Origin of the sequence: Marinobacterium mangrovicola, assembly GCF_004339595.1 — a bacterium.
Classification (GTDB): Bacteria; Pseudomonadota; Gammaproteobacteria; order Pseudomonadales; family Balneatricaceae; genus Marinobacterium_D; species Marinobacterium_D mangrovicola.
Map to the genome: position 1 here is coordinate 363,285 of NZ_SMFU01000007.1, position 13,493 is coordinate 376,777.

Genomic DNA, 13,493 nt, shown 5'->3' on the forward strand with positions numbered 1-13,493 from the left:
ATAAAGCGTCTTCGCACTATATTTAGTGCCCATGCGCGAACGCGACACTAGATATTGTGTTTTGGTGAAGTTTTAACCAAAGGTTCACAGTTCGCAATATTTGTACCAAAGAACACAACATCTGCCGGGGCTTCAGCACGGAACTGACCCGGGCGGAATTCTCCAGGCTTTGTATTGAGGGATGGGCTAGATGCAGCAAGATCTGATGGTAACCAAACGTGACGGGCGGCGTGAATCGATCGATCTTGAGAAGATTCACCGGGTCATTATCTGGGCCGCTGAAGGGTTGGAAAATGTTTCGGTTTCTCAGGTTGAGCTCAAGGCTCACCTTCAGTTCTACGATGGCATCAAGACCTCCGATATCCATGAAACGCTGATCAAGTCTGCGGCGGACCTTATCTCCGAAGAGGCGCCGGACTATCAGTATCTGGCTGCACGCCTGGCGATTTTCCATCTGCGTAAGCGCGCGTTCGGCACCTTTGAACCGCCGCACCTGTATGACCACGTGGTTAAACTGGTGGAAGACAAGCGTTACGACCAGCATCTGCTGACCGATTACACGCGTGAAGAGTTCGATGAACTCAACGACTACCTCGAGCACGGCCGCGACATGAACTTCAGCTACGCGGCAGTTAAGCAGCTTGAAGGCAAGTACCTGGTGCAGAACCGTGTGTCAGGTGATGTCTATGAAAGCCCGCAGCTGCTCTACATGCTGGTATCTGCGTGCCTGTTCTCCGGCTATGACAAAGAAAGTCGTCTTGATTACGTCAAACGCTTCTATGACGCGACCTCTGAATTCAAGCTGTCTCTGCCGACCCCGATCATGGCTGGCGTGCGTACGCCCACCCGTCAGTTCAGCTCCTGCGTACTGATCGAAACTGATGACAGCCTGGATTCCATCAACGCCACTGCGGCGGCGATCGTCAAATACGTATCGCAGCGCGCCGGTATCGGTATTAATGCTGGCCGCATCCGTGCTCTGGGCAGCCCGATCCGTAACGGTGAAGCGTTCCACACCGGTTGCATCCCGTTCTACAAACATTTCCAGACCGCGGTTAAGTCCTGCTCCCAGGGCGGTGTGCGCGGTGGTGCAGCGACGCTGTTCTACCCGATCTGGCACCTGGAAGTTGAATCTCTGCTGGTGCTGAAGAACAACCGTGGTGTTGAAGAGAACCGTGTTCGTCACATCGATTACGGTGTGCAGATCAACAAGCTGATGTACACCCGCATGATCAAGGGCGAAAACATCACTCTGTTTAGCCCGCACGACGTGCCGGGCCTGTACGACGCATTCTTTGCTGATCAGGAAGAGTTCGAGCGCCTGTACGTGCAGTACGAACAGGATCCGAGCATCCGCAAGAAGACCATCAAGGCGGTTGAGCTGTTCGGTCTGATGGCTTCTGAGCGTGCCTCTACTGGTCGTATCTACGTGCAGAACGTGGACCACTGCAACACCCACAGCCCGTTCGACCCGAAAGTGGCGCCGGTGAAGCAGTCCAACCTCTGTCTCGAGATCGCGCTGCCGACCAAGCCGTTGAAGGATGTGAACGATCCCGAAGGTGAGATCGCGCTCTGCACTCTGTCTGCCTTTAACCTGGGCGCACTGGCAAATCTGGATGAGCTGGAAAACCTCTCCGATCTAATCGTGCGCGCGCTCGACAGTCTGTTGGATTACCAGGACTATCCGGTGCCGGCCGCCTATAACGCCACCATGGGTCGTCGCACCCTGGGCGTGGGCGTGACCAACTTTGCCTACTACCTGGCCAAGCATGGTGTGCGCTACTCCGATGGCTCTGCCAACGGTCTGGTGCATCGCACCTTCGAAGCGATTCAGTACTACCTGCTGAAGGCTTCCAACCAGCTGGCGAAAGAGAAGGGTCCTTGCCCGAAATTCAATGAAACGACCTACGCTCAGGGTCTGTTGCCGATCGACACCTACAAGCGTGACGTGGACAGCTTCTGCGAAGAGCCGCTGCATTATTTCTGGGAAACCCTGCGCGAAGATATCCGTGAGTTCGGTCTGCGCAACAGCACCCTGACGGCGCTGATGCCCTGCGAAACCTCCTCGCAGATCACCAACTCCACCAACGGTATCGAGCCGCCGCGCGGTTTCGTATCGGTGAAGTCCAGCAAGGACGGCATCATGAAGCAGGTGGTGCCAGAGTATCTGGAGCTCAAGGACGACTATGAGCTGCTCTGGTCAATTCCGAACAACGATGGTTACCTGCAGCTGGTAGGTATCATGCAGAAGTTCGTCGATCAGTCGATCTCGGCCAACACCAACTACGACCCGACCAAGTTCACGGGTGAGAAGGTGCCGATGAAGCAGCTGCTGAAAGACCTGCTGACCGCTTACAAGTACGGCGTGAAGACTCTCTACTACCATAACACCCGCGACGGCGCGAAAGACTCGCACGACGATATCGGGTGTGAAGGTGGCGCCTGCAAGCTGTAACTGCCGCTTCCGTCACGTAGAAACCTATTTATCTCCTCCCGCGCTTGCGGGAGGAGCCTATTTCGCTATTGCATTCAGGATAGATTGAATGGCCTACTCAACTTTCAGTCATAGCGATCACGATGCGACTCGTGAGCCGATGTTTTTTGGTCGTAGTGTTAACGTCGCCCGTTACGACAAGCAGAAATACCCCATCTTCGAAAAGCTGATCGAGAAGCAGCTGTCTTTCTTCTGGCGTCCGGAAGAGGTCGATCTGAGTACCGACCGTAAGGACTTTCAGAAGATGCCTGAGCATGAGAAGCACATCTTCCTGAGCAACCTGAAGTATCAGACGCTGCTGGATTCGGTGCAGGGGCGCTCGCCGAACGTGGCGTTTCTGCCGATCGTCTCTCTGCCGGAGCTGGAAACCTGGTTCGAGACCTGGGCGTTCAGTGAGACGATTCACAGCCGCTCCTACACCCACATTATTCGCAACATCGTCAACGAGCCGTCCTCGGTGTTTGACGAGATCGTGACGAATGAAATGATCATCCGCCGTGCGGAGTCAGTGACCAAGCTCTACGACGAGCTGATAGAGCTGACCAATCTTTACACCGTGCACGGTGAAGGTATTCACGATGTGGATGGGCGCAAGGTTGATACTTCGCTGTATAACCTCAAACGCGCGCTCTACCTGACCATGGTGTCGGTAAACGTGCTGGAAGCGATCCGCTTCTACGTCAGCTTTGCCTGCTCCTTTGCGTTTGCTGAGCGTGCGATCATGGAGGGTAACGCCAAGATCATTCGCTTGATCGCGCGGGACGAGGCTCTGCATCTGACCGGCACCCAGCATATTCTGAATCTGATGAAGTCAGGTAATGATGACCCGGACTTCAAGCAGATCGCGGCAGAGTGTGAAGATGACGTTTACCGTATCTTCAAGGAAGCGGCGCAGCAGGAGAAGGACTGGGCAGAGTACCTGTTCAGCGAAGGCTCCATGATCGGTCTGAACGCTCGTATCCTTGGTGATTACGTGGAGTACATTACCAATGTGCGTATGAAGGCGCTGGGGCTGAAAGAGGCCTTTGAGCCGCGCCAGAATCCGCTGCCCTGGATGAACGCCTGGTTGATCAGTGACAACGTCCAGGTGGCGCCTCAGGAAGCTGAAATCAGTTCTTATCTGGTGGGTCAGATCGACAACGATGTCGACTCCGACGACTTTGATGGTTTCGATCTGTAAAGGCCGGTTCCCATGTCTGGTATCCCGCGAATAAAGGTCAGTAATTTCCACACCTTCTTTTACCAGTACGAGTTTTCTCTGCTGGATGCGCTGGAAGCCCAGGAGATTCCGGCGCCTTACAACTGCCGCGGTGGTTACTGCGGCTGTTGTAAGGTGCGCCTGATCGATGGCGAAGTGGAATATGTCCAGGACAGTCTTGTTGATCTGGACGATGATGAAATCCTCACCTGCTGTTGTCGCCCGGCAACGCATATCGAGATCGAAATGCCCGACTCCTGAGTCGGGCTTTGATCCCGGTCACCACCTTCTTTTTTCCCCGGCTGATTGCTCCTGTTTGGTTGTCAGGTCGTTGACTTTTTCACAAGCACCTGGTCTCAGGCGGGAGTGCTGTGAGTGAATTTTAATAAGCCCTCTGGATCTATCTTTTATTTCATAACTTATTGAAAATAAAGGGTTATAGTTTTTTGGTCTATTTTTCTGCAATCTGCTGAAGTGCAGTAACCATGCTGGCTGGCGTCATCTCTCCAGAATTTGTCCACCAATCTATCAACAGAATCTGTGAGTAACATAGAGCTTCATTTCTGTGCGCTGGAAATCACTAAAACAGGGCCTTTATGACCCTGTTTCTGGCAGGTTTTGAGGGCTCGGGTTTGGCTGCACCGTTATGGATGCGCTGAGGTTCTGCTCTAGTGCGCTTCGGTGGGCGGGGGTGGTGTTTATCCACTGCTGTGAAACAACTTGATAAATAGTTCGTGTCAAGCCTTGATTTTTATATTTTATTTGTGTTTTATTTATCTAAATCAATGGCTTAAAGTAGCCTGTTCAATAAAAAACCATTTTGTAAAAAAGCCAGCAGGCATGCCTGCTGAGGCTGTTTTATCAGTGGTTGCTCACAGTTTTATCCACAGTATCTGGGTATAACTCACCGCTTCAATCAGGCGTATTCACTCTTCTCTTTGAATTCACACAGATCTTCGATGGTGCATGCCCCGCAGCGTGGCTTGCGTGCCGTGCAGACGTAGCGGCCATGCAGAATCAGCCAGTGATGGGCGTCGTGCAGAAATTCCTTGGGGACAAACCGCAGCAGCTTCTTTTCCACCTCCAGTACAGTCTTGCCGGGCGCGATGCGGGTACGGTTGGAGACGCGGAATATATGCGTATCCACGGCCATGGTCGGCTGTCCAAAAGCGGTGTTGAGGACCACGTTGGCGGTTTTGCGGCCGACACCGGGTAGTTTCTCCAGAGCCTCTCGGGTTTCCGGTACTTCTCCGCCGTGCTCCTCCAGCAGGATGCGGCAGGTTTTGATGACGTTTTCCGCTTTGCTGTTAAACAGGCCGATGGTCTTGATGTAGGACTTGAGGCCGTCAACACCCAGATCGAGGATCGTCTGGGGCGTATTAGCCACGGGGAAGAGCTTGGCTGTGGCTTTATTCACGCCCACGTCGGTAGCCTGGGCCGAGAGAGTAACTGCCACCAGCAGCTCAAATGGGGTGCTGTAGGCGAGTTCTGTGGTTGGGTTCGGGTTGGCGTCCCGCAGGCGGGAAAATATCTGATAGCGTTTTTCGGCGTTCATCTAACGTTACTGGCTATGGCGAAAGGTTAGAGCAGGGTGGTTTGGTCGCGACCCTGAAGTTTGGACTGATAGAGTGCCTGATCAGCCCGCCTTAGCCAATGGTCGTGGTCTGAATCATCCGCTGAGGCCTGTGCAATGCCGAGACTGATGGTAAAGACAAAGCTTTGTTCGCGGTACACGATCTCCAGAGCCTGTACGGCGAGCCGCAGCCGCTCTGCGAGCACTTCCGCCTGGTAGTCGGCCGTGTCTGGGAGCAGGATGGCGAACTCTTCGCCGCCGTATCGCCCGGCTATGTCGGTGGAGCGAATATGGTTCTGAATCAGGCTGGAAAGCGCCCTGATCGCTTTATCGCCCGCAGGGTGGCCATAGGTGTCGTTGATCTTTTTGAAGTGATCTATGTCCAGCATGATCAGGCAGCTGGGCTGGCCGCTACGCAGAAAACGGTTGTATTCGCGCTCCAGGCACTCTTCCCAGTAGCCGCGGTTGTTCAGCCCGGTCAGGCGATCGGTGCGGCTGAGGCTCTGCAGCTCTTCGTTTGCCTTGGCCAGGCGTTGGTGGCTGATCGCTGCATCGGTCATATCGTAAATAATGATGCCGATATGGGTGACCGTTCCTTCCGGGTTGGTCAGCGGTATCAGTGTCACATTCTGATACATCTGCTTGGTCTTACCGGTGAACGGGCGGTCGGGTTTGAAGTTGAACAGGCAGGTGCGCTCCTGCCAGGTGATAAACGACCGGTTGCGCAGCATGAAAACCGACTGCATCTTACCTTTCAGCCATTTTTCCGGTAGCTCGGCGAACAGTGAAAAAATTGACTGAGTCAGTACGCCAGACTCATCCATCCCCGAGTGGTTGACCATGAAACGGTTCCAGAGTTGAACCCGGTAGTCACGGTCGAGTACTACCAGTCCTACATCCAGGTTTTGCAGCAGCTCTGTATGCCAGTGAAACTTATCGATTGCGGAAGCGTTACGTGGATCGCTCATTAGAGGTGCTTGGTCCGTTCGTGGAGTGCCGCAAGGGAATCTTCGGTAAACAGCAGCAACAGGTTGCAGCTGATATCGTAGCCTTCAACCCGGTAGCCCAACTCAATGGTCAGAGTTTGCTGCCAACGTTCGAGCTCGGCAGAGGGCGGGAGATCGCAGTGTGAGCCTAGAATAACGGGCGGTCCCTGGCTGAAGTGGACCTGGATCTGGTCGCCCAGTGCGCCCAGGTAGGCGCTGATCAGAACATTGGCGATATCCATCAACAGCTCGCGTTTGAGCTGTGGTGTCATGTCGCCGTCGAGCTGCATCAATTTGGCCATGTCCTCGAGGCTGTGCTGGTCGAACACGAGCATCGCTTCTCCGGCAATCCCGGCGCCGAGAAATCCCTGGCAGAGTGTATCAGCGCTACCGCTCTCGATCCGTACCTGCTCCAGCAGGGCGGAGATTTCCTCGCCCTCAATCAGGCGGACGCGGGGTACTGGAAGCTGCACGAAAACCCCAAGTAACTGCGCGAGCCGCTCAGCTGCAGAGCCCAGGGCGATGTTGGAGAGCTCCTGGTAGTAGTCCTGAAGCTGGAGGGATTGGTCAAAGCCTGAAGTGGGAAGTGCCGAAAGCTCTTTATGGGAGGGTTCTAGTTCGTCCAAAATACCGTAGGAGGCGAGAGCTTCGCGCACCGCATCTTTGTCGATCGGCTTGCGAATAAAGCCGATAGCGCCGAGGTCTAGAACTCTTTTCCGGGCTTGGGGCTGGATATCACCGGAGACGACAATGACGATGCAGGGCAGGTCCTGGGCGCGGATACGCTCCAGGGTCTGGTAACCATCCATGATCGGCATGTTCAGGTCGAGGAACAGCAGGTGGGCCTTGCCGGCGCGGGCAGCCTCTATTGCCTCCAGGCCATGAGATGCCTCGGTGACACTCAGATTCCACTCCGCAAGCGAGCGGCCCATCTGTTTGCGCGCCAGCGGGGAATCATCACAGATTACTACAGGTATCGGGGCGCTCACCGGGACTCCTTAGGGTGTGCATGGCCGTAAAACCGGTTAGTTAGCGTCTCTGTGACTGTGCTTTAAATGTCACTTCCTTGAGACGCTATTGGAATGCTGTAGGCATTTGAATCGATTCTGGTCCTGTGGTCAACCGTTAGCCCGTTACTCGGACACGTTTACTGCCAGATTCTGATGCATCGACCAGCGGGATCTGCTTGCGGCGCTTTTCCGCCCGCGCATCAATCACGTTCTTCAGTGCGATCAGCAGACCCAGGCCGACGAAGGCGCCGGGCGGCAGAATCGCAAACAGGAAGCCGTCGTAGTTGTCCGCCAGGGTGATAGTCCAGTTGCGAGCGCTTTCACCAAACAGCAGGTGCATGTTGGAGAAGATAGCGCCGGTGCCAAGGACTTCGCGAATAGCACCCAGCAGCACCAGCACGCAGGTAAAACCGGTGCTCATCATAAACCCGTCGACCACCGAGGCCGATACCGGGTTTTTGGCGGCGAAGGCGTCGGCACGACCCATGATCACGCAGTTAGTCACGATCAGTGGGATAAAAATCCCCAGAATCAGGTACAGCTCGTAGGTGAATGCCTGCATTAGCAGTTCGATAGCGGTCACGAACGAGGCGATGATCATAACAAAAATCGGCAGACGAACCGTTTCCGGTACCAGGCGTCGGAACAGTGATACCGTGAGGTTAGAGCTGGTCAGTACCAGGGTGCTGGCCACGCCCAGGCCGATGGCGTTAACCACCGAGCTGGTGACTGCGAGCAGCGGGCAGAGACCGAGCAGCTGTACCAGTGCCGGGTTGTTGTGCCAGAGGCCGTTCAGGGTGATCTTGCGATAATCGACGCTCATGATGCATTGCTCCCTTGTTGTCCGGCAGATTCGGTAGCCGGTGTGAGCAGGCGTGCCTTGTGGGCACGAAAGTATTGGATGGCGCGTCCGGTGGCATTGACCACCGCCCGTGGCGTGATGGTCGCGCCGGTGAACTGGTCAAACTGACCGCCATCTTTCTGTACCGCCCAGCTGTCGTCGCCGGGTCCGGTCTGGGTCTTGCCGACAAAGTCGTCCAGCCAGTTTGACTTGGAGGGTTCGATCTTGTCGCCGAGTCCCGGTGTTTCCTTGTGCGACAGTACGCGTACGCCAGCCACTGTATCGTCGCGGTTTATGCCCACCAGCAGATGGATATCACCGCTGTAGCCGTCCGGTGCGACCACCGGCATGATCACGGTCTGTACCTCGCCATCAACGATCGCCTGCCAGGCTTCGCGCGGCTGTGCCAGGTCCAGTTCCGGTGCGTCGAACGGGATGCGGTGCTCGTGCAGCTGGTCATCGACGGAGCGCGGCACGATCTCGTACAGGGCACGGGCTTCCGCCTGCGCAATATTGGCGGCAATGCGGTCGCTGGTGGCCACCTGGGTGACCGCAATAACGCCAGCGGTGACTACCGCGAATACGGCGATACCCAGAGTGCTGCGACGCAGGGCGGCAAACATCTCTGTATTCATTGGCTCTTTCCTTTCGTGCCGCGGTTTGCCTTCTTATGGCCGTAGGTACGCGGCTGAGTGTACTGGTCGATAAAGGGCGCGCAGAGGTTCATCAGTAGCACCGAGAATGCCACTGCGTCGGGATAGTTGCCCCAGGTGCGGATGATATAGATCATCACGCCGATCAGTGCGCCGTAGATGATCTTGCCGCGGTTGCTGGTGGCGGACGATACCGGGTCGGTGACGATAAAAAATGCACCCAGCATGGTGGCGCCCACGCCCAGATGTACGATTGGGCTGACGTAGTTATCCGGATCGAAACCGTAGAACATGCTCGCCATCAGGAACAGCGCGATCAGCATCGACAGCGGAGCATGCCAGGTGAAGATCTTGCGTGATAGCAGGAAAATACCACCCATGAACCAGGCCGCACTGATGGCGTACCAGGCCGCGACACCGTTCACCAGCACGTCCGACTGGCGCCAGAGCTCTTCGGTGGTGAGGCCGGCACGGTGCTTGAGCACATCCAGTGGTGTGGCGCCGGTGAAGGAGTCGTACCACTGCTGTTCCACGCTGCCAAAGATCACCTGCAGGGTGTCGAGGAAGCCGGCTACATGCCAGCCTTCGCCGTTCTGGGTGATCGGTGCGGTCCAGCGGGTCATCTCTACAGGGAAGGAGACCAGCAGCAGTGCATAGGCCACCATGGCCGGGTTGAACGGGTTGTTGCCCAGCCCGCCATAGAGCTGCTTGGCGATAACGATGGCGAAGAATATGCCGGTCGCTGTCACCCACCAGGCGGAGAAGGGCGGAATCGCCACGGCCACCAGTACGGCGGTGACCAGCGCACTGCCATCCGACAGGAAAAAGCCCACGGGGCGTTTGCGCAGCTTCAGCACGGCGGCTTCAAACAGCAGTGCCAGCACCGAGGCAAGCACGATCTGGATCAGCGTACCCCAGCCGAAAAATACCGTCATCGCAAGGATGCCGGGCAGGGTGGCCAGCAGCACCAGGCGCATTACATTGGCGGTGCTGTTGGCTTTGGATACGTGAGGCGAACTCAGGTGTATCAGTGCCATCGGTCAGAGTTCCTGTGGCAGAAAAAGGTTAGTCATACTGGCTCAGCGTCTTGTGCAGTTCGTCGGATTTGGCCTTTGCCGCGACCAGTTCCTGTTCGATCTGCTCGCGTTCGTCGTCGGCTTCGGCCTTCTTCAGCGCGCGCTCACCCTTGGTGATCGCGGCTTTGGCCATAGCGGCGTCGATACGCAGTTGCTTAAGGTCGATGCCCGCCTGGGCCGCAGCGTCCATCTTGGCTTTCTCGACCTTGTTGAACGCTTCGGTGGCTTCATCGAAACGTTTTTTCAGATCGTCGACATCCGCTTGCAGTGCTGAGCGCTCGTCATCGCTTTCTGCGGCTTCCAGTGCGGCTTCGGCTTTCTTAAGCTTGGTGCGCATGATCGACACCTGCTGTTTCAGCGCCTTGGCGTCCAGCGCCGGCTCGGCGGCAGGCTCGGGCTTGGCCGGTGCTTCTGTCTTTTCGGCTGTCTCGGCGGGTTGCGCTGCTTCAAAGGCTTTCTGCGCCTCGTCCGCTTTGTTCTCCAGTGTTTCCACCGTGGCGCGCAGTTTGTCGATGCCGTCCAGGCCTTTGTCTTCCGCGTTTTTCAGCGCATCCTGGGCTTTTTTAAGCTTGGTGCGGGCAACGGCTGCAGCTACTTTCAACTGCTTCAGCTCGGCGTTGCCGCCCTCGGAGGGCGCGGGGGAGCCGGCCTCAAGTGCCTTCTCGGCGGCTTCCGCCTTGCTACGCGCATCGTTCAGCGCCTGCTCAAGCTCCGCCAGGCCTTCGCTATTGCCGGCGGCGGCTTCGTCAAACGCCTTCTGTGCCTTCTTCAGTTTGGTGCGCGCCACAGCGGCGGCTGTCTTCAGTTGCTTGATGTCTGGAGTAGCCTGCTCGGTGGCTTCTTCCTTGGGTTTGGCGGCTGCAGCCTTGCGTGCTTCCTGAGCCTTCGCGGCTTCTGCTGCGCGCGCCTTACGTTTGGCCTCCTTCTCCGCCGCTTCACGTTCCAGGCGAGCCTGGCGTGCTTCGAAGCGTTCACGGGCGTGGTCAGCTTTCTGCTGCTCGCGCTCTTCGGTTCGGATCTCCGACTTGGCGAAACGGTAATACTGAACCAGTGGGATGTTGCTCGGGCAGACATAGGCGCAGGCGCCGCATTCGATGCAGTCAAACAGGTTGTGGTGCCTGGCCTTGTCGAACTCGCGTCCCTTGGCAAACCAGTAGAGCTGCTGTGGTAGCAGGTCGGCCGGGCAGGCCTGCTCGCACATGCCGCAGCGGATGCAGGCCTGGGCCGGTGGCGCGGGCGGCATCTCCTGCTGAGTGGCAGCGATCAGGCAGTTGGTGGTCTTGATTACCGGGATGCGGTCGTTGTCGACGGTCACGCCCATCATCGGGCCGCCCATCACCAGTCGTGACAGGGCCTCGGGTCGTAGATCGCAGGCTTCCAGCAGGCTGCGGAACGGTGTGCCCAGTAGTACCTCGAGGTTCTTCGGATGGCGCACCGCGTCGCCAGTGACGGTGACGATACGGGAGATCAGTGGTTCGCCCTTGTGGACGGCGCGGTAAACGGCCGATGTGGTGCCCACGTTCTGACAAACGATACCGATATCCGCCGGGATTTTGCCGGCCGGTACTTCAATATCTGTCAGCAGCTTGATCAGCTGACGTTCGCCGCCGGACGGGTACTTGGTCGGTACCACTACGATATCAATATTGAGATCGCAGTGTTTAACCGCCGCTTCCAGTGCGTGGATGGCGTTGGTCTTGTTGTCTTCAATGCCGATCAGGATATGGCTCGGGCGCAACAGGTGGGCGATGACCTCGATGCCACCGATAATCTCGTGCGGACGCTCACGCATCAGCATATCGTCGGCGGTGATGTACGGTTCGCACTCCGCGGCGTTGATGATCAGCGTATTAACGATGTGATCTTCGCTCAGGTGCAGCTTCACATCGGTGGGAAAGCCTGCGCCGCCCATGCCCGAGATGCCGCTGGCGCGGATATGCTCGATCAGTTCGGTGCGCTCAATGGCCTTGTAGTCGGCTATCCCTTCATGCTCGATCCAGCGATCTTCGCCGTCTGCTTCGATCACAATGCACTCGCCGCTCAGTCCCGATGCGTGAGGCACCGGGTAGTGGGCGATATCGATCACCTTGCCGGAGGTTGGTGCGTGTACGGAAGCGCTGATGCGGCCGATCGGCTCTGCGATCAGCTGGCCTTTAAGCACGCTGTCGCCAACGCTGACCAGGGGATCGGCGGGGCCGCCGATATGCTGTTGCATCGGCAGCACCAGCTGCTGCGGCAGCGGTGCTTTGCCGATCGGCGCGCGGGTAGACTGCTTCTTGTTTTCAGGCGGATGGATGCCGCCGTGAAAAGAGAACACCTGGGACATCAGTGTGCCTCCGAAGTGGCCAGGCCACGGCCACGGTCTGTGGCGATCAGGTCCATGGGGGCCGGCGGTTCCGGCCACTTCCAGGTGTTTGGCGTGGTTTCAATCGGGATCATGTCGATACAGTCAACCGGGCAGGGCTCGACGCAGAGGTCGCAGCCGGTGCATTCAGTGGTAATAACGGTGTGCATCTGTTTAGCGGCACCGAGGATCGCGTCCACAGGGCAGGCCTGGATGCACTTGGTGCAGCCGATGCACTCGTCTTCGCGGATAAAGGCGACAGACTTGGGTTTTTCTTCGCCGTGCTCAGAGTCCAGAGGGACGGCCTCTACGTCGAGCAGATCCGCCAGTGCCTCGATGGTGCTCTGACCACCCGGAGGGCATTTATTGATCGCGTCGCCGTTGGAGATTGCTTCGGCGTAGGGGCGGCAACCCGGATAGCCGCATTGACCGCATTGGGTCTGCGGCAGAATGGCATCTATCTGGTCGACGATCGGATTACCTTCCACCTTGAAGCGCACCGAGGCATAGCCCAGCAGTACGCCGAAGGCGGCGGCAAGCAGTAACAGGACAATAATTGCTGTCAGTACGGTACCCATGCTAACTCCTTAGAACCGCACCAGGCCGGTGAATCCCATGAAGGCCAGCGACATCAGGCCGGCGGTAACCATGCCGATCGCCGCACCACGGAAGGGGACTGGCACGTCGGCGACTGCTACGCGCTCGCGTATCGCTGAGAACAGCACCAGTGCCAGGGAGAAACCCACGGCGGCGCCGAAGCCGTAAGCGATCGACTCAAAGAAGTCGTTCTGCTTCTTGATGTTGAGCAGGGCGACACCGAGCACGGCGCAGTTGGTGGTGATCAGCGGCAGGAAAATCCCCAGCAGCTTATAAAGTAGCGGGCTGGTTTTATGCACCACCATCTCGGTGAACTGAACCACCACGGCGATCACCAGAATAAAGGAGATCGTCTGCAGGAAGGTCAGATCAAACGGCTTCAGCAGGTAGGTGTAAACCAGGTAGCTGCAGACCGATGACAGGGTCAGAACGAAGGTGGTGGCCAACGACATGCCCATCGCCGTCTCCAGCTTGTTGGACACGCCCATGAACGGGCAGAGGCCGAGAAACTGGACGAGGACGAAGTTGTTGACCAGTACGGTGCTGATCAGTATGAGCAGGAAGTCTGTCATAACGACTGTCGTTACCTTGTGTTGGCGGCGAGTCGCCGGAAAATTCGGAAACCGCTGATTTTACCTGAATTGGAGAAACCGGTGTACAGCACCTGAAACACTTTAAAAGTTGTACAGGCCCATACACCGGTTATCGTTTTGCGACGTGG

12 protein-coding genes are annotated in these 13,493 nt (G+C 56.9%); 3 read left to right on the forward strand and 9 right to left on the reverse strand.

The window, feature by feature from the left end:
* Positions 1-190 precede the first annotated feature (190 nt).
* The 3 genes from nrdA to yfaE all read left to right on the forward strand — a co-directional run bounded on the left by nrdA (position 191) and on the right by yfaE (position 3,953).
* Complete coding sequence (gene nrdA, locus CLV83_RS02515) at positions 191-2,455, forward strand: class 1a ribonucleoside-diphosphate reductase subunit alpha (RefSeq protein WP_132287048.1); 2,265 nt, start codon at positions 191-193, stop codon at positions 2,453-2,455.
* 88 nt (positions 2,456-2,543) lie between these two features.
* Positions 2,544-3,674 carry a class Ia ribonucleoside-diphosphate reductase subunit beta gene (nrdB, locus tag CLV83_RS02520; RefSeq protein ID WP_132287051.1) on the forward strand — a complete coding sequence of 377 codons (1,131 nt, stop codon included), beginning with the start codon at positions 2,544-2,546 and terminating at the stop codon, positions 3,672-3,674.
* Positions 3,675-3,686: 12 nt separating this feature from the next.
* Positions 3,687-3,953, forward strand: a complete 267-nt coding sequence (yfaE, locus tag CLV83_RS02525) for a class I ribonucleotide reductase maintenance protein YfaE (protein WP_104002656.1) — start codon at positions 3,687-3,689, stop codon at positions 3,951-3,953.
* 655 nt (positions 3,954-4,608) lie between these two features.
* Here the strand turns inward: yfaE and nth are convergent.
* From nth to rsxA, 9 genes are all read right to left on the reverse strand, one after another.
* A complete protein-coding gene (nth, locus tag CLV83_RS02530) occupies positions 4,609-5,247 on the reverse strand; it encodes an endonuclease III (protein WP_132287054.1) in 639 nt (212 codons plus the stop codon).
* A gap of 26 nt (positions 5,248-5,273) precedes the next feature.
* Positions 5,274-6,233, reverse strand: coding sequence for a sensor domain-containing diguanylate cyclase (locus CLV83_RS02535; protein ID WP_132287057.1), 960 nt, complete (start codon positions 6,231-6,233; stop codon positions 5,274-5,276).
* On the reverse strand, positions 6,233-7,240 hold the full coding sequence (locus CLV83_RS02540; RefSeq protein ID WP_243642258.1) for a response regulator: 1,008 nt from the start codon (positions 7,238-7,240) through the stop codon (positions 6,233-6,235). The genes CLV83_RS02535 and CLV83_RS02540 overlap by 1 nt, the downstream gene beginning before the upstream one ends.
* Positions 7,241-7,376: 136 nt before the next feature.
* Positions 7,377-8,084 carry an electron transport complex subunit E gene (locus CLV83_RS02545; protein WP_132287060.1) on the reverse strand — a complete coding sequence of 236 codons (708 nt, stop codon included), beginning with the start codon at positions 8,082-8,084 and terminating at the stop codon, positions 7,377-7,379.
* Entirely contained in the window at positions 8,081-8,737 is a 657-nt protein-coding gene (gene rsxG, locus CLV83_RS02550) for an electron transport complex subunit RsxG (RefSeq protein WP_132287063.1), read from the reverse strand. The genes CLV83_RS02545 and rsxG overlap by 4 nt, the downstream gene beginning before the upstream one ends.
* Complete coding sequence (rsxD, locus tag CLV83_RS02555) at positions 8,734-9,792, reverse strand: electron transport complex subunit RsxD (RefSeq protein WP_132287066.1); 1,059 nt, start codon at positions 9,790-9,792, stop codon at positions 8,734-8,736. The genes rsxG and rsxD overlap by 4 nt, the downstream gene beginning before the upstream one ends.
* 28 nt (positions 9,793-9,820) lie before the next feature.
* Entirely contained in the window at positions 9,821-12,157 is a 2,337-nt protein-coding gene (gene rsxC, locus CLV83_RS02560; RefSeq protein ID WP_132287069.1) for an electron transport complex subunit RsxC, read from the reverse strand.
* Complete coding sequence (rsxB, locus tag CLV83_RS02565) at positions 12,157-12,753, reverse strand: electron transport complex subunit RsxB (protein ID WP_132287072.1); 597 nt, start codon at positions 12,751-12,753, stop codon at positions 12,157-12,159. The genes rsxC and rsxB overlap by 1 nt, the downstream gene beginning before the upstream one ends.
* A 9-nt stretch (positions 12,754-12,762) precedes the next feature.
* On the reverse strand, positions 12,763-13,344 hold the full coding sequence (gene rsxA, locus CLV83_RS02570) for an electron transport complex subunit RsxA (protein ID WP_132287075.1): 582 nt from the start codon (positions 13,342-13,344) through the stop codon (positions 12,763-12,765).
* Between the last annotated feature and the right edge of the window lie 149 nt (positions 13,345-13,493).

Excerpts from the sequence above, each read along its gene's own strand:
- nrdA (WP_132287048.1), top strand. The coding sequence starts at position 191 with ATGCAGCAAGATCTGATGGTAACCAAACGTGACGGGCGGCGTGAATCG.
- nrdB (WP_132287051.1), top strand. The coding sequence starts at position 2,544 with ATGGCCTACTCAACTTTCAGTCATAGCGATCACGATGCGACTCGTGAG.
- yfaE (WP_104002656.1), top strand. The coding sequence starts at position 3,687 with ATGTCTGGTATCCCGCGAATAAAGGTCAGTAATTTCCACACCTTCTTT.
- nth (WP_132287054.1), bottom strand. The coding sequence starts at position 5,247 with ATGAACGCCGAAAAACGCTATCAGATATTTTCCCGCCTGCGGGACGCC.
- CLV83_RS02535 (WP_132287057.1), bottom strand. The coding sequence starts at position 6,233 with ATGAGCGATCCACGTAACGCTTCCGCAATCGATAAGTTTCACTGGCAT.
- CLV83_RS02545 (WP_132287060.1), bottom strand. The coding sequence starts at position 8,084 with ATGAGCGTCGATTATCGCAAGATCACCCTGAACGGCCTCTGGCACAAC.
- rsxG (WP_132287063.1), bottom strand. The coding sequence starts at position 8,737 with ATGAATACAGAGATGTTTGCCGCCCTGCGTCGCAGCACTCTGGGTATC.
- rsxD (WP_132287066.1), bottom strand. The coding sequence starts at position 9,792 with ATGGCACTGATACACCTGAGTTCGCCTCACGTATCCAAAGCCAACAGC.
- rsxC (WP_132287069.1), bottom strand. The coding sequence starts at position 12,157 with ATGTCCCAGGTGTTCTCTTTTCACGGCGGCATCCATCCGCCTGAAAAC.
- rsxB (WP_132287072.1), bottom strand. The coding sequence starts at position 12,753 with ATGGGTACCGTACTGACAGCAATTATTGTCCTGTTACTGCTTGCCGCC.
- rsxA (WP_132287075.1), bottom strand. The coding sequence starts at position 13,344 with ATGACAGACTTCCTGCTCATACTGATCAGCACCGTACTGGTCAACAAC.